This is a genomic window from Geobacter sp. (assembly GCA_009684525.1).
Classification (GTDB): Bacteria; Desulfobacterota; Desulfuromonadia; order Geobacterales; family DSM-12255; genus Geoanaerobacter.
The window spans coordinates 698766-716755 of record WKKR01000002.1 but is presented as its reverse complement, the minus strand read 5'-3'; the positions used below and the strand labels follow the sequence as shown (position 1 = coordinate 716755).

The following is a 17990-nucleotide window of genomic DNA, read 5'->3' as shown; positions in this document are numbered from 1 at the left end:
GGACACCGGTCGGCCGGTTACGGGGGGCAGGAAGCGCACATCGACCTGAAGAGCGAGGTACTGAGATAACGGTCCCCCCGGTCGGGGAGAATCGTGACGATGGTGCCGCTCTCCATCTCCTGGGCCATGGACAGGGCTCCCGCCACGGCCGCACCGCTGGACATCCCGACAAAAAGCCCTTCGTGAGTAGCCAGTTCGCGGGCAAAGGCAAACGCCTCCTCGTCGAGAACAGTGATCTTCCGATCCAGCGCCTCCTCGTGATAAATCGCGGGAACGATCGCCTCTTTCATGTTCTTGAGCCCTTGGACCTTGTGACCGAGGGTTGGCTCGACTCCGACGATCCTGACGCCCGGTTTCTGCTCGTGGAGGTAGGCGCCCACCCCCATCAGGGTCCCGCCCGTCCCCATTCCGGCCACGAAGACATCGACCTCCCCATTTGCCTGCCGGAGGATCTCGGGACCGGTGGTCTCGTAATGGGCCAGGACGTTGTTGCGGTTGGCATACTGGTTGGGCATGTAGTAGCGCTCGGGATCGTTCTCCAGAATGCGATGTGCCATCCGGATGGCGCCGTCAGTCGCTTCGTCGTGGGGAGAGAGAACCACTTCGGCGCCAAAGGCCTCCAGGACGCTACGGCGCTCCAGGCTGACACATGCCGGCATGACCAGCTTCACCCGGTATCCCTTGGCAGCACCGAGCATGGCCAAGGCAATGCCGGTATTCCCGGAAGTCGGTTCGAGGATGGTCTTGCCCGGTACCAGTTCGCCGCTCTCCTCAGCCTTTGTCAGCATGTAGAGCGCCGGGCGGTCCTTGATGGAGCCACCGGGGTTGTTCCCCTCCAGCTTGGCCAGGATCCTGACCCGGGGGTTGCAGTTGATCGAAGTCAGCTCGATGAGCGGGGTGTTGCCGATGTTGCTGATCAGTTGAAACGGATTACGTGCCATGCAGGAATCCCCCTGCCAGAAGGTAATGACGGATAGCGGCCAGCAGCAGCGGGCTCGGAATCCGCATCATGGTACATAATCTGTCGCAGAAACACAACGGTAACTATGCCCTCCCGGTCTTCACCCCACTCGCCCAGTAGACCGAAACGCCCGTATCAGTCCGTATAGAGCGCCTTCTCCCATAAGAGCAGGCCGGTATCTCCGGCATCGATGCCCCGACGCGGTGCCTCGCCACGGAACGGAACCATCACAAACTCGACGGCGAAGACGGTGCATCCTTCCAGGCAGTGCCCCCCCATGACCCGGCCGTCGCTCCCCGCCACCGCCAGATGCAGATGCACTGTCGGCTTGTCGTCGCGCAGAGAAATGGTGCCGCAGCCGGAGACAATCTCGTGGGGAGCATCGAAATCCAGCTCTTGGTAGGCCCGGATCTTCTGGTCGAAGAACGACAACCGCGCCCGGGAAAGAGAACCGATCACCTGCACCGTACCGGCCTGGATATCCTGTGCGGCGGCACACCTGTTCAGTTCCCGGAGCAGATCCCCGCGAAACGGCAATTTCCCCATGATCATGATCGCACCCCCTCTGTGCCCTTCGGTATCAGCTCAATGATACTCCCTCCCGGCGCTGATGCAACAAACGAGAGGGAAGCTGTCGCCTCCCTCTCGTTTGCTGCCCGTCATGCCGTTTCCAGGGCTATTCGACCGTTATCTTCCTGGTATGCCCTTCCTCGCGCGGAATCCTGATTTCCAGGATGCCATCCCTGAAAGTGGCAGTAGCGTTCTCGCTCCTGATCCCTTCCGGCAGAAGGAGCGTCCGATTGAACGATCCGTACGACCGTTCGAGTCGATAATAGTCTTTCCGCTCGACCATCTCCTCGTTCTTTTTCTCTCCGGTGATGATCAGCCGATTCTCTTCCAGCCTGACATCGATATCCTCACGTCTCATGCCGGGCATTTCCGCCTTCACCACCACTTCGTGCCCCTCTTCGAAGATATCCACCGATGGCAACACCTCGCCCACCATATTCAGGTCATGAAACAGTCGGCTGAACGGCCGCATCCCGAAGTCGAACAGGAACGGTCGATGCAGCGACTCCTCCATCCACCGCTCCATGTCATCAAACGTCGACATCAAGCTACGTGGATGCCGGGCTGGCAGCGTCCCTTCTCTCGTTGGCGTATCGGTTTTCACCTCGTGTTTTTCCACTCCCCGACCAGGAGAGGATTTCACTTCCACATGGCCTCCCTGTCGTCTCATAGCTCAACACCTCCTTTTTACTGCTTTTTTTACGATTTCATTATAGCAAAATGAAAATTGTTGTCAATATCGTCGACTGCCGCTGCAACCGCGGGGAGAAAGGCTCAACCGCTAACTTGGAAGGTCAAACCGGCGGTAAAAGAGGGTGTTCGGGAGTTCATCGTTGCAAATCACCTATTACCCGTTAAAATGGTACATTGCTTAACGTGCCCTTCTGCTCTGCAAAACCTCGCATCCAAAGGACACCGGATATGACCCTTAGTTTCGGCTCACGGGTTATCAAAACCCTGTTGAGTACCAGTATTGTCTTGAGCCTCTGCGGTTTCGTCGGGACCGGCCGCATGGCCGGCACTTTCGCAATCCCCGATACCCACCCGCTGGTTGCCGCCATCCGCGCCATCTTCGCGCTCAATATCGTGTTCACCCTGATCGCCCTCTGGCTCTACACCAAACGCAAGCTCCTGACCCGGGTTACCAGCATTGCCGATGCCCTGGAGCGGGGTGCGGATGGCGACCTCACCCCCCGCGTCCCGACTGAGGCGGACGAGATCGGACAGTTGGGGAGCAACCTCAACACCATGCTCAGCAAGCTGGGGGAATTTGCCGTGCGGGTCAATGCCTCGCTCACCGAGCTCCGCAACATCTCCCTCAATACCACCGGAGCAGCCAACCAGCTGGTGAGCGCCGCAGAAACCCAGTCGGCAGCCGTCAAGGAGACCGGCACAGCCATCACCGGGATCAGTGCATCCATCGAGAGCCTCTCCCACGAGATCGACACCCTTGCCCAGTCCGCCGTTCAGAATGCCGGCGCCATCAGCACCATGTCCATGAGCATCGACGCCGTGGGAAAGAACGTCGATGTCCAGGCAAGGGCCATCGACGAGGTCAGCACCTCCATCGTCCAGGTCGCCGCAGCGGTAAAGCAGATCGCCAGCAGCGTCAACAGCCTCATGGGTGCGGCCACCGCCACCGCGACGTCCGTGGCTGAAATGGATGCCTCGATCAAACAGGTAGAAAAGAATGCCCAGGGTGCCACCGGCATCACCGAAGCGGTGCGCGGCGATGCCCTGGTCGGGCAGCAGACCGTTGCCGCCACCATCCTGGGGATCGGCGAGATCCGGAACTCCACCCAGCTCACCTTCGATGCCATCGGCAGTCTCTCCCGCCGCGTCAAGGCAATCGGCAACATCCTCCTGGTCATCGACGAACTGGCCGAGCAGACCAACCTGCTGGCCCTCAACTCGGCCATCATTGCCGCCCAGGCAGGGGAGCACGGCAAAGGATTCGCCGTGGTCGCCGACCAGATCAAGGGGCTGGCCACGCGTACCCGCAACTCCACCCAGGAGATTTCCGACCTGATCACCGGTATCCAGAAAGAGAATGAGCAGGCGGTCAACGCTATCAAAATCACGGAAAAACGGGTGGAAGACGGGGTGCTCCTCTCCCAGAAATCGGGCGAAGCCCTGCAGAAGATCGTCGGCGGCATGGAGGTGGCCCTCCAGCAGGTGCACGACATTGCCCGGACCACCGTGGAGCAGGCCAAGGGAAGCCAGCAGATCCGCAAGGCCATGGAACTCATGTCGGACATGGTGGCGCAGATCGCCAAGTCAACCCGCGAACAGGGCGCAACCAGCGAGCTGATCATATCCGCCGTCGACAAGATGAAAGACCTGACCGACAGCGTCAGGTCATCCAGCCAGGAACAGCGCTCCCTCGGGGTAGAGATCGCGGACTCCACCAGGAACATGAGCGATATCATCAAGCGGATCGAGTTGTTGCGCAACGATCAGGCACAACGGAGCGCGCGGATAAGCAAGGCGGTACATGAGATGGACAGCGCCACCAATGCCGACCTGGCGGTGGTCAGAATCATGGAGGAGGGGGTAGAGATCCTCTCCCGGCAAATCGAGCTGCTGCAGGCGGAAATGGCCAAGCTCAAGGTGCACCAATAGCGCGGTATCGACTGGCGCCCCGTCATGCCGCGCGCCATATCCACTCAAAGGCAAGGACCTACGATGAACCAGATCTGTGCATGGTGTGGCGTTAAGCTAAACCCCTTTGATGAACAGAGCCCCCGCAACATGCTGTCCCATGGCATCTGCTCAGCCTGTGCAAACAGCGAAATGATGAAGATCCCCCTGAAGCTGCGTGATTTTCTCGACGAGATCGAGGCGCCGATCATCATTGTCGATGGGCAGGGGATCGTTACCGTCGCCAACCGGAATGCCAAGATCATGCTCCACAAGCAACTGGCCGAGATCGAAGGCCGCCTGGGGGGAGACGTCTTCGAATGCGCCTATTCACGACTCCCCGAAGGGTGCGGCAACACCGTTCACTGCTCCGGCTGCACCATCCGCCGCACCGTCATGGAGACCCATGCCACCGGCGAGGGGGTCATCAGGAGACCCGCCACCCTGAAGCAGCAGACCAACTGCACGCCCACAGACATCCATTTCCACGTCACCACGGAAAAATTCAACGACTACGTGGTGCTCCGGATAGACCCGTAACGAACCGACAGGCCAACAGAGCCCCCCTGCCGCACGGCACCGATACATGCCCCGCCGCTACAATCCGGACTCACCTGCCGACCGCTACAGGTCGAGATCAACCCAGACGCAGTGATGGTCGGACGCCTGCTCCCGCGCATTGGTCACGGTCGCAAACGGCTTCCATTTGGATGACCGGTAGCCGCGCCGCTCGACCCCCACGGCCCGGACCTTCCCCTGCAGCACCTTCGACAGCAGCAGATAGTCGAGCTTCTTCGCTTTGGCCCCGGACTGGTACGTGCCAGGGAATCTGCTCTTTTCCGGGTAGGCATCCAGCGCCATGGCGTCCTTCAGCTGCGGATGGCCGAGCAAGGCGGCGAGGTTCCCCTTTTCCGGCGCTTCGTTCAGGTCCCCGGCGACAATCACGTGAGGAGTGATTGTCAGGGCAGCATCCACGAGCCTTGCCACCTCTGCCGCCTGTTCCTTTCGCCGTTTGCCATAGCGGTCCGAGCCCTGGCTGGTGAAATGATTCGCCAGGATGACCAGCGGCGCCCGGCCGGGCAGCGTGCAGACGAACTGGGCGCAGTCCCGCGAGAAGAGCGGGTTGCCCGCGGCATTGCGCAGCTCCACGTGGGTCTTCATCGACTCGACCGGGAGCCGCGACAAAAGCCCCACATCGATCCCCCGGCTGTCGTTGCCGTCCATCAGCAGCACATGGCGGAACGGCTCCCTGCCCCGCTCCTGCAGCTTCGGGACCAGCAGGTCGTCGTTAAAACGCTGCAGCGTCACCCGGTCCTCAACCTCCACCAACACCTGGATGTCCGCCGCAACCTCGGCAAGCACCAGGGCGGTATTGTCGATGGCCCGGTCGTCTATGGTTTCCCGCACCAGTTCGCCCCAGCCGAGGAAATCGCCCGCCCCTTTGGCGAGCCAGGTCCGCGTTCCGCTCTCGCTTCGGCGCCAGAGCTGCCCGCGGATCTCGCGCAGGATGATCTGCTCATGGTCGGCAGCGTGGTCGGTAAGCGCGTATGTATCGTCAAGCGCCTCGATCTCCCGCTTGATCTTGTCGGTGTAGACGGTCTGGCGCAGCAGGGTGTTGAGCCGGTGAAAATCGTTGAGCACTGGCAACCCCGTGGCATTGTCAGGGTAGTTCATCGAAACCGGCCGGCTGAACAGGTTTTCAAGATTGAAGGTTGCTACGCGCATGGCATCTCCCTCCCTTCCCGTTGGCGCAGACAGGTCTTACCTGTCATCAGTCTGCGGCAGCACCGTTCTCCGTGCAGACGCGGTCATGGCAACTGCCGTCATCGGCCCGGCCTGGCGCCGGCCGTAGCATCCATGCTACAATGAAGATGAGAGGAAGTGATGCGCCATGACGTACCTGATCGTTTCATTGATTGTCATCATCGCCCTCAGCTGGGGCTATGGGGTGCGCCCCCACCACCCCGACGAACGGCCGCTCCATCTCCAGCGGGGAAGCGACCGGCACTGGCCGCACCATCACCGTCACGCCTGACCGGGACGGCAGCTACGGCAAGCCGGAGCAGATACCGATGCACAAGGCCGCTCAGAGATGAACGGCCTTGTGTCGCATATCATCCCTCGATCGGTTCGAACAGCTCCTTACCGACGCCGCAAACCGGGCAGACCCAGTCAGCCGGCAGATCGGCAAACGGTGTGCCGGGGGCGATCCCGTTGTCGGGGTCTCCTGCTGCCGGGTCATAGGTGTAGCCGCAGATGGTGCAGAGATAGCTTTGCATAGATGAACCTCCCTCTCTTCAGTCTGAATTCCCTCGTCACAAGTGTACAAAGAACCGGCCGGATTGCCACCATCAACCCGCAGCCGGGAAGAATGCCGCAGCATGATCGGCACCGGCCGCCGTGGCAACTGTTCCCTGCAGGCGATGGGCAACGATATCCGCCACCGTCACCAGCGGGATGCCGTGCTGCTCGCCGAAGCGGACGATCTCGGCCAGGCGCGACATGGTGCCGTCCGGGTTGGTCAGCTCGCAGAGCACCCCATAGGGGCGCAGGCCCGCAAGCCGCATCAGGTCGACGGTCGCCTCGGTATGCCCCTGGCGTTCCAGCACCCCACCCGGCCGGGCGCGGAGCGGAAAGATGTGGCCGGGGCGGTTGAGGTCGCCGGGCTGCGCATCGTCGGCAATGGCGGCCTTCACCGTGGCAACCCGGTCGGCAGCCGACACGCCGGTGGTAACCCCCTGTGCCGCCTCGATGGAGACGGTAAAGGCGGTCTGGTAGCGGCTGGTGTTGCTCACCACCATCATCGGCAGCTCCAGGGCCCGGACCTTCTCGTCGGGCAGGCAGAGGCAGACGATGCCGCTGCATTCGCGGATCAGCATGGCCATCTGCTCAGGGGTCAACGATTCGGCGGCAAAGATGAGGTCCCCCTCGTTTTCGCGCTCCTCGTCGTCCACCACCAGCACGCCTCTGCCGCTACGCAGGGCTGCCAGCGCCAGGGTCATGCGTTCCGTAGGACTGTGGGTGTTGTGTGCGGGGATCTGATTCATGGTGCTACCTCCAAAGGATGGGATGGCTTACCGGAATCAGGGCGAAAGAGAAGGGAATGCCGACACGCGGAGACAGGCATGCCAAAGGAATGACCAACGGCAGGGTTGTGACTGCCATCCTCTCTCATCCGGACTGTAACCGTCGGCTCTGGCATCGCACCAGATCTGCTGACCTCCCTCCGCATCGGAGGAAGCGCTCGCGGGCTCCCCAGGAAACCTGGGATACCGCCGGTGGGGACTTGCACCCCGCCCTGAGAATAAGCGGTTTCATGCTAGTGCATCGGCGACCGGCTGTCAATCCCTTTGCCCCCTTTTCCCTGCGCCTTTTCTCCCCCTATTGCCGGTTCCTTGATCTGGGTCAAAGGCAATTTCGCGATCGATGCTAGTCTGAAGTCATTGCCAACGCACAGGCAAACTGACTGCCGGCAACCAACAGGCCCGGTCACGAGGGAGGACAGATGCGGTTCCCCACATCCCCGAAGAGCAGAATAGCCCTTTTCTCCTCTGGCATTGCCGGTCTTGGCATCCTGGCCTTCCTGCTGGTCGGCCCGCCCCAACTCCTGGCCAGATCGGAATCCCCGGCTTTTTGCGCCAGCTGCCACGTCATGGAAGAGCAGCACACCGCCTGGAGCCATGCCGGCGCCCACCGGCGCATCCGCTGCGTAGACTGTCACCTCCCCAATGGCAATCACCTGCTGCACTATGCCTGGAAATCGATCGACGGTCTGAAGGATGTGGTGTCGTTTCACTCGGGGATGGTCCCGGAGCGGATCACCCTGTCCAGCCACGGCGCAAAGGTCGTGCAGCGCAATTGCATCCGCTGTCACACGGAAGCGGTTTCACAGATGGATACCACCCGGCAGTGCTGGGGATGTCATCGGCAGCTGCGCCACCGGCTTACCGGCGTCGTCGCGGCCAGATAGTTTCCATCCGGAAACTCCGAATGAAAAACTTTCGGTTTCCGGATCGGAAAGGAGGGATTTTTCGTCTTGGCAAGGAAATCAAGGGATTACGCGGAGGCGTAGCAGCGCTACGCCGCACAAGGAATCCCGCGGATTGACGCCGCCAGGGCGGAAAAGAACCCTTTCCGGACGGAAACAGATAGCTGACAAGGAGAGGAGAAAGGTATGAATATCTCAAGAGGTTGCGCCCTGCTGGCGCTGATGGCGGTGATGACGGCCGGTGCAGGTTGCGCCCCGAAACGAACGGAGCCGGTGCGGGCCGGGGAGATCCCTGACGGGACGATCGATCCGGCGCAATGGGGAAAGGTCTACCCGGTGGAGTATGAACTCTGGAAAAAGACGGGGGAGCCGACCCCGGCGGGAAAAAGCAAATACAAACGCGGTTACGACCAAGGGGAAGAGCGTCCCGACAAGCTTGACGAGTATCCGTTCCTGGCGCTGCTCTACAATGGTTGGGGCTTTGGCATAGAATACAGGGAGCCGCGGGGACATCTCCATATGATCGAGGACCAGTTGGAGGTAGATCCTGGGCGGATCAAGGCAGGCGGCTCCTGTCTGACCTGCAAGACACCCTATGCCCCGATCCTGCAGAGGCAGATGGGGAAGGAATATTTCTCCGCGCCCTACAAGGAGGTGCTGGCCAAGATTCCGAAAGAGCACCAGACGCTCGGCGTGGCCTGCATCGATTGTCACAACAACCAGGACATGTCCCTGAAAATCTCCCGCGGGTTCACCCTTGGCAAAGCTCTGCAGATGCTCGGCGTCAATGAGGCGAAAATGACCCAGCAGGATAAGCGGAGCCTGGTCTGCGCCCAGTGCCACGTCACCTACAGCATTCCCAAGGATGCCGCCATGCACTCAACTGATGTCTTCTTCCCGTGGGAGGGGAGCACGTGGGGGCACATCACCATCGAGGACATCATCAAAAAGCTCCGCAACAACCCGCCCAGCGGCGAATGGACCCAGAGCGTCACCGGTTTCAAGCTGGCCTTCATCCGCCACCCGGAATTCGAACTCTTCTCCAATAACAGCGTGCATTGGCAGGCGGGCGTCGCCTGCTCCGATTGCCACATGCCCTACACCAAGGTGGGGAGCAGGAAGGTATCCGACCACCGGATCATGAGCCCGCTGAAAAACGACCTGAAGGCCTGCCAGCAGTGCCACACCGAATCGCCGGAATGGCTGCGCAACCAGATCTTCGCCATCCAGGACCGGACCATGTCCCAGTTCATCCGCTCCGGCTACGCCACGGCGACCGTAGCCAAGCTGTTCGAGATGGCCAACAAGGCCCAGGCGGCAGGCAGGCAGATCGACCAGGGTCTCTATGCCCAGGCACGGGACCACTACGAAGAGGCGTTCTACCGGGTAGTGTTCATCGGTGCCGAGAACTCCACCGGGTTCCATAACCCCAGCGAAGCACTCCGCATCCTGGGCGATGCCGGCAACCAGGCGGGCAAGGCCGAAGGCTTGCTGCGCCAGGCCCTGACCAAGGCCGGGGTAACGGTCCCGGTCAAGATCGACCTTGAACTGGCCAAATACGTGAACAACCGGGGGGTGAAAAAGCTCATGTTCAAGCCGCAGCATGAGATCAAAGACCCCTTTGCCGGGAAGTAGGCCTCTATCCAGGGGCAGGGCCAACCTGCCCCGCAACAACACGCAGGAGCCTATCACATGGGCGAGCTTTCGAGAAAATCGATAATCACCATACGCACCCTGGTGCAGTGGTGCTTTTTGGCCTGGGTGGTCGGCATCGGCATCCGTTTCGCCCTGTTCGTCCATGCCGCCGAAAGCGGCGCAGCCGCTCCACCGGTCTCCCGGCCACCGGGCGTGGAGGGGTTCCTCCCCATCGGAGCCCTGACCAGCTTCAAATACTGGCTGGTTTCCGGAGAAATCCACCCGGTCCATCCCGCGGCGCTGGTCATCTTCCTGGCAATCCTGCTCATGAGCCTGCTTGCCGGGAAATCGTTCTGTTCCTGGCTCTGCCCGGTCGGCACCCTTTCCGATGCTGCGCACAGGCTGGGCAATCGCCTGTTCGGGCGGAACTTCCGCGTCTGGCGCTGGCCCGACCTGTTTCTGAGAAGCATCAAGTACCTGCTGCTTCTGCTATTCATCAAATTCATCCTGCTGGACATGCCGGCAGAAGCGCTGGGTGGCTTCCTGGATGCGCCCTACTGGGCGGTCAGCGACGTCAAGATGCTCCACTTCTTCACCCGCATGTCCGTGACCACGATGGCGGTCCTAACAGTCCTGACCGTCATGTCGCTCCTGGTCAGAAATTTCTGGTGCCGCTATCTCTGCCCCTATGGCGCTCTGCTGGGGCTGGCAAGCGTCTTGAGCCCGTTCAGGATCCGGCGTGACGCGACCGGCTGCACCCGGTGCCAGCGCTGCACCGCTGCCTGCCCATCTGGGCTCGCGATACATTCCCGCCCCACGGTTACTTCGCCGGAGTGCACGGGATGCCTCACCTGTGTGGCAAACTGCCCGGAAAGGGACGTGCTCGCCATGCGGCCTGCATTCCTGGCGCGGCCGCTCCCGGTCTGGGTCTATCCGGCAGTGGCCGTGGCCATCTTCATAGCGGTGATCGGTGCCGGGATGATCGGCGGACACTGGCACAGCTCCTTGGGTTATGCCGATTACCAGCGGCTCTTGCCGCTCATGCCATACCTGAGCCATTGAGCCGGACCGGAGCCGGAAATGACATGAAAAGACGCCTCTCCATACTCTGGCAGAGAAACATAGCGATCAAAAGAAGGCTGGCCCGGTTGCACCGGGGCTGCAAGGCCCCGATCCGGGGGGCACGGCCGGCCATGACGCTGCGTTATGCCGTCTGGAGCTTCCTCAGCGCCACGCTGGGTATCCTGGCCATCGGCGAGATAACGGTTCTGGTCGGCCATCCCCTGCTGATCGGCTCCTTCGGCGCGTCGGCGGTACTCCTTTTCGGTGCCACCGACTCGCCGCTGGCCCAACCGCGCAACCTGGTGGGGGGGCATCTCGTCTCTGCCGCGGTGGCAGTGGCAGTGGTCGCCCTCCTCGGCTCCACGCCGCTCTCCATGGCTATTGGCGTAGGGTTGGCCATCTTTGCCATGAACCTCTCCCACACCACCCACCCCCCTGGTGGCGCCACCGCCCTGATCGGGGTGCAGGGAGCGGTTGGTCCGGCATTCATCCTGCTGCCGGTACTGGCAGGGACCCTGGTTCTGTTGGCCATGGCGATCTTCACGAACAATGTGGTATATCACCGCTCCTACCCCAAACACTGGCTGTAACCCGAAGAAAGGACCATTATGCGTCGCATCGCCTGCAGAAGTTGCCGGATCGCCTGTACCATGCTCCTCATGCTCCCGCTCCCGGCACTGGCCATACCCGCCATTACCTGCCACTGCTTCACCGACCGCTCCTTCGACCCGGCCCACCCCACGGTGGCCGACCCCTATTTCCTGGCCACGACCCAGAACTCCTTTTTCGCCGCCGCGTTTGGCGTCGAGAAACGGGCCATCGTGGTCGAAAAGCAGAAAGGGGTCTCCGGCGATGACCTCTGGGTCGCCTACTGGCTGGCGACCAGGTCCGGGGCAGATCCGGATGCCCTGCTGCAGGAGCGCAAATCCAAGGGCTCGTGGCGTCAGGTGGCGCTCCCTCTGCCCATCTCCACGTCGCGCAAAGACAGGGTTGCAGCGGCGCTGAAGACCACCACGACCGATGAACGCCTGGCCATGGCGGTGGTCGACGAACTGCTGCTCCGCTTCCGCTTCCACAACGAGGCGGAACTGGCAGCACTGCGCAAGGCCGGCGCCGGCAACCAGGAGTTGGTCATTGCCGCAGTTATTGCCGCAAAGACCCGGCAGCCGGCAATCCAGCTCTATCGTGAGGTCAAGGGGGGAAAGACGAGTTGGGGGGCGCTCCTGCAGCGGGCCAAGATCGAGCCCGGAGAGATCCAGGCCGTGGTCACGGCCATGGTGACCGGGACGAACGGTTCGAAATCGAAATGACCGGGGAGATCATGCCGGTCGCTGCGCGAGCCCCGGGGATAAGGCTTTCGGCTCACTTCCCCCCGAAAACCGTGCGCAGGAGATCGGTGGTACGGGCAGCCGGGTTGGTCCGGATCTTCTTTTCCTCTGCGGCAACCATCTTGAACAGGCCGTCCAACGCCTTGTTGGTCACGTAATCGTCCAGGTCGAGGGAAGGCACGCCCGCCAGGGCGGCAAAGGGCGTCACATCGTACGTGCCGAGCATCTCCTTGTAGGCGCGGGCCGTCCCGACCTGGTCCATGCTCTTGACAACCGTCGGCTTGAAGGCAGCAAAGAGCTGCGCGCGGGTCTTCCTGTCGAAGTAGTCGGTTGCCGCCGTATCCCCTCCGCTGAGTATCCCCTTGGCATCCTCGACCGACATCTGTCGAATGGCATCGCCGAAGAAGCGGGCTGCCTGCGGCGCCGCCTTCTCCGCGGCCCGGTTCATGGTCAGCACCACCGTGTCGACCTGCTGCCGGTAGCCGAGCGTTCCGAGGAGATCTGCCGCCTTTTGTACCTTGTCCGGAAGAAGGATCTTGATCATCTCGTTACCGAAATAGCCGTCAGGCCTGGCGACCTCGGCCACTGCCCGTTCGGTGCCGGTGGCCAGGGCCTCCTTGAGCCCCTTGACGATGGTTGTGTTATCGAGTGACACCTGCGGCTGGGCCGGCGAAAAGATCCTGTCGGCAAAATCGCTCAGGAACCCGGCCTGGCAGGGGGAGAGCAGAGCGAGGAATATTGCTGCAGCGAGGCAGAGTGTGCGTTTCATGGGAAACCTCCTTGTGCAAAGCGGAATACCTGCTCCATGACAAGTGTGGTCTATTTTAGCGGATCTGCAAGCAGGCAGGGGAAATCAGCTCGCAGCCCCCGCCCGGCCCCCATGCTTCTCCTCAAGCCGCCGGATTGCCGCCTCGATAATGCAATTGCTCACACCCATCCCGACATATCCGCATTGGGCATAGGTGTCGTACAACGGAAGCATCTCTATAAGCCGCAAAATTTCATCGTCGGCATCATGGGAACAGTCAGGTAAATCGGCCAGAGCAAGCAACCGCACGGCAAGATGATCCGGCAACTCGTTTTCTTCCACAGCTCGAAGCGTTTCCGAGCGAAGACGAGCAAATAGATTCATAATTACCTCCTTTTACCGCCAGACTCGTGCTGATACGATTGAGATCGTCCGTTTTGCACGGGCGTATGGACATTGAAACGCGACTTTCTGAGCTGTAATACGGCGGTACTACACCACCTCCCGCCGATTGGCAACCGAAAAATCCCTGAGCACAGGTTATTTACACAGAAAAATTCCCATACACCCCGTAAAAGTGCCTGTCATCATGTCCGGTTGTGTCAGTCACCTTCCGCGAAATGATACAAAACGGCACACACGTTTACTGTCATACCGTTATTCATGAGCATATCGGAAGCGGGAAATGACGAGATGTGAGATAGCCGGCCGGCAGATTCCGTCAGGTTTCGCCGGATTCTCCGAGGGCGATAGTGAGCTTGTTGTAGAGGGTATTCATGTCGAACGGCTTCTGGATGAAGTGCATGCCCTCCGCTACCACGCCTCGCTGTGCCACGACATCCGCAGTGTAGCCGGACATGAACAACACCTTGATGCCGGGCCTGATGGAAGAAATCCGCTCCATCATCTCCTTGCCATTCATCTCGGGCATGATGACATCGGTCAAAATGATATCGATAAGGGTGTCCTTGTTTTCGCACAGCGAGATCGCTTTTTGGGGCGATTCGGCAATGAGAACCTGATAGCCCATCTGCTGCAGGATCAGCGAAGTCGTGCAGCTCATCAGATAGTCGTCCTCGACAACCAGAACCCTTCCCGAACCTGAGGGGAGCGTACGTGGCGGCACGGTCTCGGGAGCCGCCTCTTCCGGCATTCGGGGGAAATACAGATTAAAGGTCGTCCCTTGCCGCAGTTCGCTATAGACCTTGATGAACCCGCCATTCTGGGTGACGATGCCATAGACCGTCGAAAGCCCGAGCCCCGTCCCTTTGCCGACTTCTTTTGTGGTAAAGAACGGCTCGAAGATATGATCGAGGGTCTCTTTCTCCATACCCATGCCGTTGTCGCTCACTGAGACCTGGACGAAGTCTCCCGGCCTGGCATCGAGCACGTACTGGCAGTAGGTTGCATCGATATGGGCATTCCTCGTCATTATGATCAGGTCGCCGCCATTGGGCATGGCATCGCGGGCATTCACCGCCAGATTGATGAGGATCTGATCCACCTGGGACGGGTCGAGATGGACCGTCCAGAGATCGGGGGCAGGCTTGAACGCCAGCTTGATATCTTCTCCGATAAGCCGGAACAGCGTTTTTTCCGCTTCTGCAATGAGATTGTTTAGTTTGAGCGGCCGGGGAGAGATCAGCCCTTTGCGGGAAAAGGCAAGGAGTTGCCTGGTTATGTCGATCGAACGGGATGCCGCTTTGGAGATCATCTCCAGGTGCTCCCGGACCTGATCGTCTTTCGGCAGTTTCTGCATCGACAGCTCGGTAAGCCCGAGAATGACCGCCAGCATGTTGTTGAAGTCATGGGCAACGCCACCGGCAAGCCGGCCGACCGATTCCATCTTCTGCGCCTGCAGATATTGCTGCTCCATTTTTCGGTGTTCGGTTATGTCCATTGCAATGGCAAGCAGGCAGGCCTGTGCGGAGACCGTCAGCATCTCGCCCCAGAATTTGCAGAGGAGTTTCCGGTCCGACTTTGTCTGCAGGCTCAGTTCTAATTCGGTTATCTCCCCGTCCCGGAGAATCTGCCCCTTTATCTGCTCCCAGTCTGTCCCGCTCATCACCCCCAATCCAGCGGGGGACGTACCGACGACCTCATCCCTGCTGAATTCCGTGACATCGAAGAATCGCTGGTTTGCGTCCAGACAGGTGCCGTCTTCGAGCCGGTATATGGCAATCATGATCGGCGCCTTGTTGAAGGCTGCCGAGAACCGGTTGTCGCTTTCGAGCAGAGATTCCTGAACCTGTTTCCGTTCGGCAATGTCCCACGAGAGATCGGCAAAGCGGGAGACGATTTCGGTATCCTCTTCAGTATAATCGCTTGCCTTGTTTCCGATGCCAAGTATGCCGACGATCCTGTCGGAGCGGAAGATCGGCACCACCAGTTCGCGGATCACACCGGCATGCCCCGGCGGCATCCCCTTGCGATGGGGCAGCGCAGCATAATCGTTGTGCACGACGGGTTTGCGCTGATGTATGCAATCTACCCACACACCTGCTTTATCGATGTCGTAATGACTTCCACCTCCTTCAGCCCTGCAGAAATCTTTACTGGTCCGCGTGGACCAGGCATGCAGCGTAAGCGTCCGCTGATCGTCCTGCAGGAAATGGTAAAACCCGATCTGGCTGCCGGTAAGCTCTTCGACCTTGTCGAGAGTCTCGGTAAGGAGTTCGTCCAGTCTGCTCGTGTACCCGAATTCGATCAGATGCAGTCGGGCTTGCAGGAGCTGTTCTTCCTTCTTTTCCTTGGTGATGTCCCTCCAGATGCAGTGATAGACGTATTTCCCCCTGATGTTGGTAAATTGCGCCTTCACATGGGTGATCCGGGCATCTCCCTGCCGAGTCACCAGTTTTGTGTCGAATTCGTCGGAACCGTCGCGAATGATTCTTTGTATGTGTGCACTGACAGCGTCCACCGACTCGGAGCATTCTATCTCGACCAGATGGAGCGAGCCGAATTCTTCGCGGGAATAGCCGAGTTGCCGGCAGGCCTGATCGTTGAAGTCGATAAACCGTGTTGTCTCCGGGTCGACAATCACGATCCCGTCCGGAGAATGATCGAAGAGGGCATGATAGCGATTCTCGCTCTCCCTGATCGTTATGGCTGCATCGAACGCCCTGTTGCGGGAAGTGAGGAGCATGAAGGAGATCAGGGTCAAGAGAAGGCTTACGAGGATTCCCCCGATCAGCACGGCAACGGATGAGACCCAATTCAGATTGGCACTGAATGGAGGAAGCGCTTTGAAGACACAGACCCATCTTCTTCCGTATGCGTCAAATGATTCGACGCTCTGGTAATCCGGCTTGAACGGTTCCGGGACAACCAGCTTTTCTGCCTGGACACTACTGAACAGCAGTGAATCCGGGTTTGGAGTCTCAGAGGCATAGAGTTCGAACGCGATATCGTGGGGCATTTTGCCCAGGGTCGCGTACATGAAGTCTCGTATCCGAATAGGGCAATAGACAAAGCCCCGGATGGCTTTTCGACGATTTTCGATCGTATCCGTTGGGATTCCATGGCGGTAGACCGGAAGGTACATCAATATTCCATACTGAATATCTTTGCCCGTTTCCTGGATCAGTTGCACCTTCCCTGACAGGATTGCATCGCCGCTATCCTTTGCCATCTCCATGGCTGCCCGACGCACCGGCTCGGAAAACATGTCGTATCCGAATGCACGCTGGTTACGCCAGTCAAAAGGCTCCAGGTAGATGATGGAGGTATAGGCCGGGCGGTTTCCCGCCGGATGGATGGTATATTCGGGGAATCCTTTGGCCCGGATTTGCCGAACATTCTGCTCTACTTCCGACGGGAGCAGCCATGCGGAGAATCCGACACCCTGAATGCCGGGGTAGTTTTCGCTCAGTTTCAGGGATGACACATACCGCCGCCATTCGTCACGCGTCACATCGATACTTGCATTGAAGAGGCCGACACCTCCCCGCAGCACCTGCTCATCCCGACGCATCCTCCGGAGAATATGAGAAGAAATCTCCTGCGTCTTGTCTTTGTAGAATGCATATTCCCGTGCTTTGAGGCTTGAATCGTAAAGGAACCAGAAACAAAGGGTCAGCGAGAGGGAGAGGAAAAGGACAATGTACGGCAAAAACCGTGCAATGCCGGCATACGGCGAGGGAATTCCCGACTCAACGGGCGATGGGATTGCGTCGACCCGAATTGCTTGTATGAACCTGTCGAGGAAAAAACGTAGCATCACTCGGTGCCTTTCAAAGGTGAATGGCCCAATGCTCGCTTCATGAATTGTCTGAATTCGTTAACAAGTCCTTCTGTGTAGCTTAGACCATTTCAAAGGGCTGTCCATATTCTATCTCCCTTAGGGGAATTTTCAAAAAACATGACAAACGTAGTCAAATCAGGGGTATCAATGAGAAATGGCATTGGAAGAGCCAGCCGTCGATCCTTTCCTTGACCGATCCGGTGAGGCTCTCCTGGATGTCGCTCAGCGCAAGAATGTCTTATGAAGCCGAGTACTACCTGACCGCCCCCAGCGTCACTGCAATCTTGTCGGTCAGGCTCACCGTGCCGGTGGTGACCGGGTCGAATCCGGATGCCTCGATGATGTCGACCGGCGAATTGAGCGTCTTCACGTCGGCAAGGGTGATAGTGCTGCCCGTATCTACACTACAGGAGAGGCGTAGGAACTCCCCCGCACGGTAGGTGCTGCTGGTGGTGGCCATGGTGAGGTAGGCCGTGCGCGTTGAGGACGAGTAGTTGCCATAGGCCAGGTTGGTCCCGGTGAGAGCCGAACCGGCAGTGACCGAGGTGGTTACGATCTGGCCGGAACCGCCGCTGGTGGTGGCGACGTTCATCCCCTGCGGCAGTTTTACGCTGAAGACGATGCCGCTGATGGAGGTAGGGAGCGTGGCCGTGCTCATGGCGGAGAAGGTAAAGGTCGCCGTGCCGGCCGGGAAGAGGTAGCTGTCGTCCACTGCGCCGCCGCTGTCTCCCCCGCCGCCGCAGCCGAACAGGGTCATGTATGCCAGGGCCAGCAGAGTCAGTTTCAGGGTTGTCTTCATAGCTGCATCCTCCAAG

At 59.7% G+C, this 17990-nt stretch carries 18 protein-coding genes and 1 riboswitch; of the genes, 8 read left to right on the top strand and 10 right to left on the bottom strand.

From position 1 onward, the window contains the following. Nucleotides 1-17: 17 nt before the first annotated feature. The 3 genes from GJT30_09385 to GJT30_09375 all read right to left on the bottom strand — a co-directional run bounded on the left by GJT30_09385 (nt 18) and on the right by GJT30_09375 (nt 2201). Nucleotides 18-941, bottom strand: coding sequence for a cysteine synthase (locus GJT30_09385; protein MSM39814.1), 924 nt, complete (start codon nt 939-941; stop codon nt 18-20). A 155-nt stretch (nt 942-1096) separates the two neighbouring features. Next, nucleotides 1097-1513 (bottom strand): DUF296 domain-containing protein, encoded by a 417-nt coding sequence (locus GJT30_09380; GenBank protein ID MSM39813.1) that lies wholly within the window; start codon nt 1511-1513, stop codon nt 1097-1099. A gap of 124 nt (nt 1514-1637) precedes the next feature. Continuing rightward, nucleotides 1638-2201: an Hsp20 family protein gene (locus tag GJT30_09375; GenBank protein ID MSM39812.1), complete on the bottom strand. Its 564-nt coding sequence runs from the start codon at nt 2199-2201 to the stop codon at nt 1638-1640. Nucleotides 2202-2452: 251 nt separating this feature from the next. On the opposite strand from GJT30_09375, the gene GJT30_09370 reads away from it, so the two are divergent. Next, nucleotides 2453-4153 carry a HAMP domain-containing protein gene (locus GJT30_09370; GenBank protein MSM39811.1) on the top strand — a complete coding sequence of 567 codons (1701 nt, stop codon included), beginning with the start codon at nt 2453-2455 and terminating at the stop codon, nt 4151-4153. 63 nt (nt 4154-4216) lie between these two features. Then, on the top strand, nt 4217-4711 hold the full coding sequence (locus tag GJT30_09365; protein MSM39810.1) for a hypothetical protein: 495 nt from the start codon (nt 4217-4219) through the stop codon (nt 4709-4711). Nucleotides 4712-4795: 84 nt separating this feature from the next. On the opposite strand, the gene GJT30_09360 is transcribed toward GJT30_09365, so the two are convergent. Continuing rightward, complete coding sequence (locus GJT30_09360; GenBank protein ID MSM39809.1) at nt 4796-5896, bottom strand: endonuclease/exonuclease/phosphatase family protein; 1101 nt, start codon at nt 5894-5896, stop codon at nt 4796-4798. A gap of 166 nt (nt 5897-6062) precedes the next feature. Between GJT30_09360 and GJT30_09355 the strand changes: the two genes are divergently transcribed. After that, nucleotides 6063-6206 (top strand): hypothetical protein, encoded by a 144-nt coding sequence (locus GJT30_09355; protein MSM39808.1) that lies wholly within the window; start codon nt 6063-6065, stop codon nt 6204-6206. Between the two features lie 79 nt (nt 6207-6285). Here the strand turns inward: GJT30_09355 and GJT30_09350 are convergent, their stop codons facing one another. Both GJT30_09350 and ribB read right to left on the bottom strand, forming a co-directional pair. Beyond that, nucleotides 6286-6450 carry a rubredoxin gene (locus tag GJT30_09350; GenBank protein ID MSM39807.1) on the bottom strand — a complete coding sequence of 55 codons (165 nt, stop codon included), beginning with the start codon at nt 6448-6450 and terminating at the stop codon, nt 6286-6288. Nucleotides 6451-6522: 72 nt separating this feature from the next. Further along, nucleotides 6523-7218 carry a 3,4-dihydroxy-2-butanone-4-phosphate synthase gene (gene ribB, locus GJT30_09345; GenBank protein ID MSM39806.1) on the bottom strand — a complete coding sequence of 232 codons (696 nt, stop codon included), beginning with the start codon at nt 7216-7218 and terminating at the stop codon, nt 6523-6525. A gap of 112 nt (nt 7219-7330) precedes the next feature. Further along, a riboswitch (FMN riboswitch) is annotated at nt 7331-7481 on the bottom strand. A 195-nt stretch (nt 7482-7676) separates the two neighbouring features. On the opposite strand from ribB, the gene nrfH reads away from it, so the two are divergent. The 5 genes from nrfH to GJT30_09320 all read left to right on the top strand — a co-directional run bounded on the left by nrfH (nt 7677) and on the right by GJT30_09320 (nt 12166). Then, nucleotides 7677-8141: a cytochrome c nitrite reductase small subunit gene (nrfH, locus tag GJT30_09340; protein ID MSM39805.1), complete on the top strand. Its 465-nt coding sequence runs from the start codon at nt 7677-7679 to the stop codon at nt 8139-8141. 204 nt (nt 8142-8345) lie between these two features. Further along, entirely contained in the window at nt 8346-9794 is a 1449-nt protein-coding gene (locus GJT30_09335; protein ID MSM39804.1) for an ammonia-forming cytochrome c nitrite reductase subunit c552, read from the top strand. 57 nt (nt 9795-9851) lie between these two features. Continuing rightward, nucleotides 9852-10856 carry a 4Fe-4S binding protein gene (locus GJT30_09330; protein MSM39803.1) on the top strand — a complete coding sequence of 335 codons (1005 nt, stop codon included), beginning with the start codon at nt 9852-9854 and terminating at the stop codon, nt 10854-10856. Nucleotides 10857-10879: 23 nt separating this feature from the next. Continuing rightward, a complete protein-coding gene (locus GJT30_09325; GenBank protein MSM39802.1) occupies nt 10880-11446 on the top strand; it encodes an HPP family protein in 567 nt (188 codons plus the stop codon). 60 nt (nt 11447-11506) lie between these two features. Further along, nucleotides 11507-12166 carry a hypothetical protein gene (locus GJT30_09320; protein ID MSM39801.1) on the top strand — a complete coding sequence of 220 codons (660 nt, stop codon included), beginning with the start codon at nt 11507-11509 and terminating at the stop codon, nt 12164-12166. A gap of 52 nt (nt 12167-12218) precedes the next feature. On the opposite strand, the gene GJT30_09315 is transcribed toward GJT30_09320, so the two are convergent. The 4 genes from GJT30_09315 to GJT30_09300 all read right to left on the bottom strand — a co-directional run bounded on the left by GJT30_09315 (nt 12219) and on the right by GJT30_09300 (nt 17974). Beyond that, nucleotides 12219-12953 carry a DUF4197 family protein gene (locus tag GJT30_09315; protein ID MSM39800.1) on the bottom strand — a complete coding sequence of 245 codons (735 nt, stop codon included), beginning with the start codon at nt 12951-12953 and terminating at the stop codon, nt 12219-12221. A gap of 84 nt (nt 12954-13037) precedes the next feature. Then, nucleotides 13038-13316, bottom strand: a complete 279-nt coding sequence (locus tag GJT30_09310) for a hypothetical protein (protein ID MSM39799.1) — start codon at nt 13314-13316, stop codon at nt 13038-13040. A 337-nt stretch (nt 13317-13653) separates the two neighbouring features. Beyond that, nucleotides 13654-17154 carry a GAF domain-containing protein gene (locus GJT30_09305; protein MSM39798.1) on the bottom strand — a complete coding sequence of 1167 codons (3501 nt, stop codon included), beginning with the start codon at nt 17152-17154 and terminating at the stop codon, nt 13654-13656. Nucleotides 17155-17428: 274 nt separating this feature from the next. Further along, nucleotides 17429-17974, bottom strand: coding sequence for a hypothetical protein (locus GJT30_09300; protein MSM39797.1), 546 nt, complete (start codon nt 17972-17974; stop codon nt 17429-17431). Nucleotides 17975-17990 lie beyond the last annotated feature (16 nt).

Bases quoted from the DNA above. Each gene is read 5' to 3' on its own strand.
- GJT30_09385 (MSM39814.1), bottom strand. From the start codon at position 941: ATGGCACGTAATCCGTTTCAACTGATCAGCAACATCGGCAACACCCCG.
- GJT30_09380 (MSM39813.1), bottom strand. From the start codon at position 1,513: ATGATCATGGGGAAATTGCCGTTTCGCGGGGATCTGCTCCGGGAACTG.
- GJT30_09375 (MSM39812.1), bottom strand. From the start codon at position 2,201: ATGAGACGACAGGGAGGCCATGTGGAAGTGAAATCCTCTCCTGGTCGG.
- GJT30_09370 (MSM39811.1), top strand. From the start codon at position 2,453: ATGACCCTTAGTTTCGGCTCACGGGTTATCAAAACCCTGTTGAGTACC.
- GJT30_09365 (MSM39810.1), top strand. From the start codon at position 4,217: ATGAACCAGATCTGTGCATGGTGTGGCGTTAAGCTAAACCCCTTTGAT.
- GJT30_09360 (MSM39809.1), bottom strand. From the start codon at position 5,896: ATGCGCGTAGCAACCTTCAATCTTGAAAACCTGTTCAGCCGGCCGGTT.
- GJT30_09355 (MSM39808.1), top strand. From the start codon at position 6,063: ATGACGTACCTGATCGTTTCATTGATTGTCATCATCGCCCTCAGCTGG.
- GJT30_09350 (MSM39807.1), bottom strand. From the start codon at position 6,450: ATGCAAAGCTATCTCTGCACCATCTGCGGCTACACCTATGACCCGGCA.
- ribB (MSM39806.1), bottom strand. From the start codon at position 7,218: ATGAATCAGATCCCCGCACACAACACCCACAGTCCTACGGAACGCATG.
- nrfH (MSM39805.1), top strand. From the start codon at position 7,677: ATGCGGTTCCCCACATCCCCGAAGAGCAGAATAGCCCTTTTCTCCTCT.
- GJT30_09335 (MSM39804.1), top strand. From the start codon at position 8,346: ATGAATATCTCAAGAGGTTGCGCCCTGCTGGCGCTGATGGCGGTGATG.
- GJT30_09330 (MSM39803.1), top strand. From the start codon at position 9,852: ATGGGCGAGCTTTCGAGAAAATCGATAATCACCATACGCACCCTGGTG.
- GJT30_09325 (MSM39802.1), top strand. From the start codon at position 10,880: ATGAAAAGACGCCTCTCCATACTCTGGCAGAGAAACATAGCGATCAAA.
- GJT30_09320 (MSM39801.1), top strand. From the start codon at position 11,507: ATGCTCCTCATGCTCCCGCTCCCGGCACTGGCCATACCCGCCATTACC.
- GJT30_09315 (MSM39800.1), bottom strand. From the start codon at position 12,953: ATGAAACGCACACTCTGCCTCGCTGCAGCAATATTCCTCGCTCTGCTC.
- GJT30_09310 (MSM39799.1), bottom strand. From the start codon at position 13,316: ATGAATCTATTTGCTCGTCTTCGCTCGGAAACGCTTCGAGCTGTGGAA.
- GJT30_09300 (MSM39797.1), bottom strand. From the start codon at position 17,974: ATGAAGACAACCCTGAAACTGACTCTGCTGGCCCTGGCATACATGACC.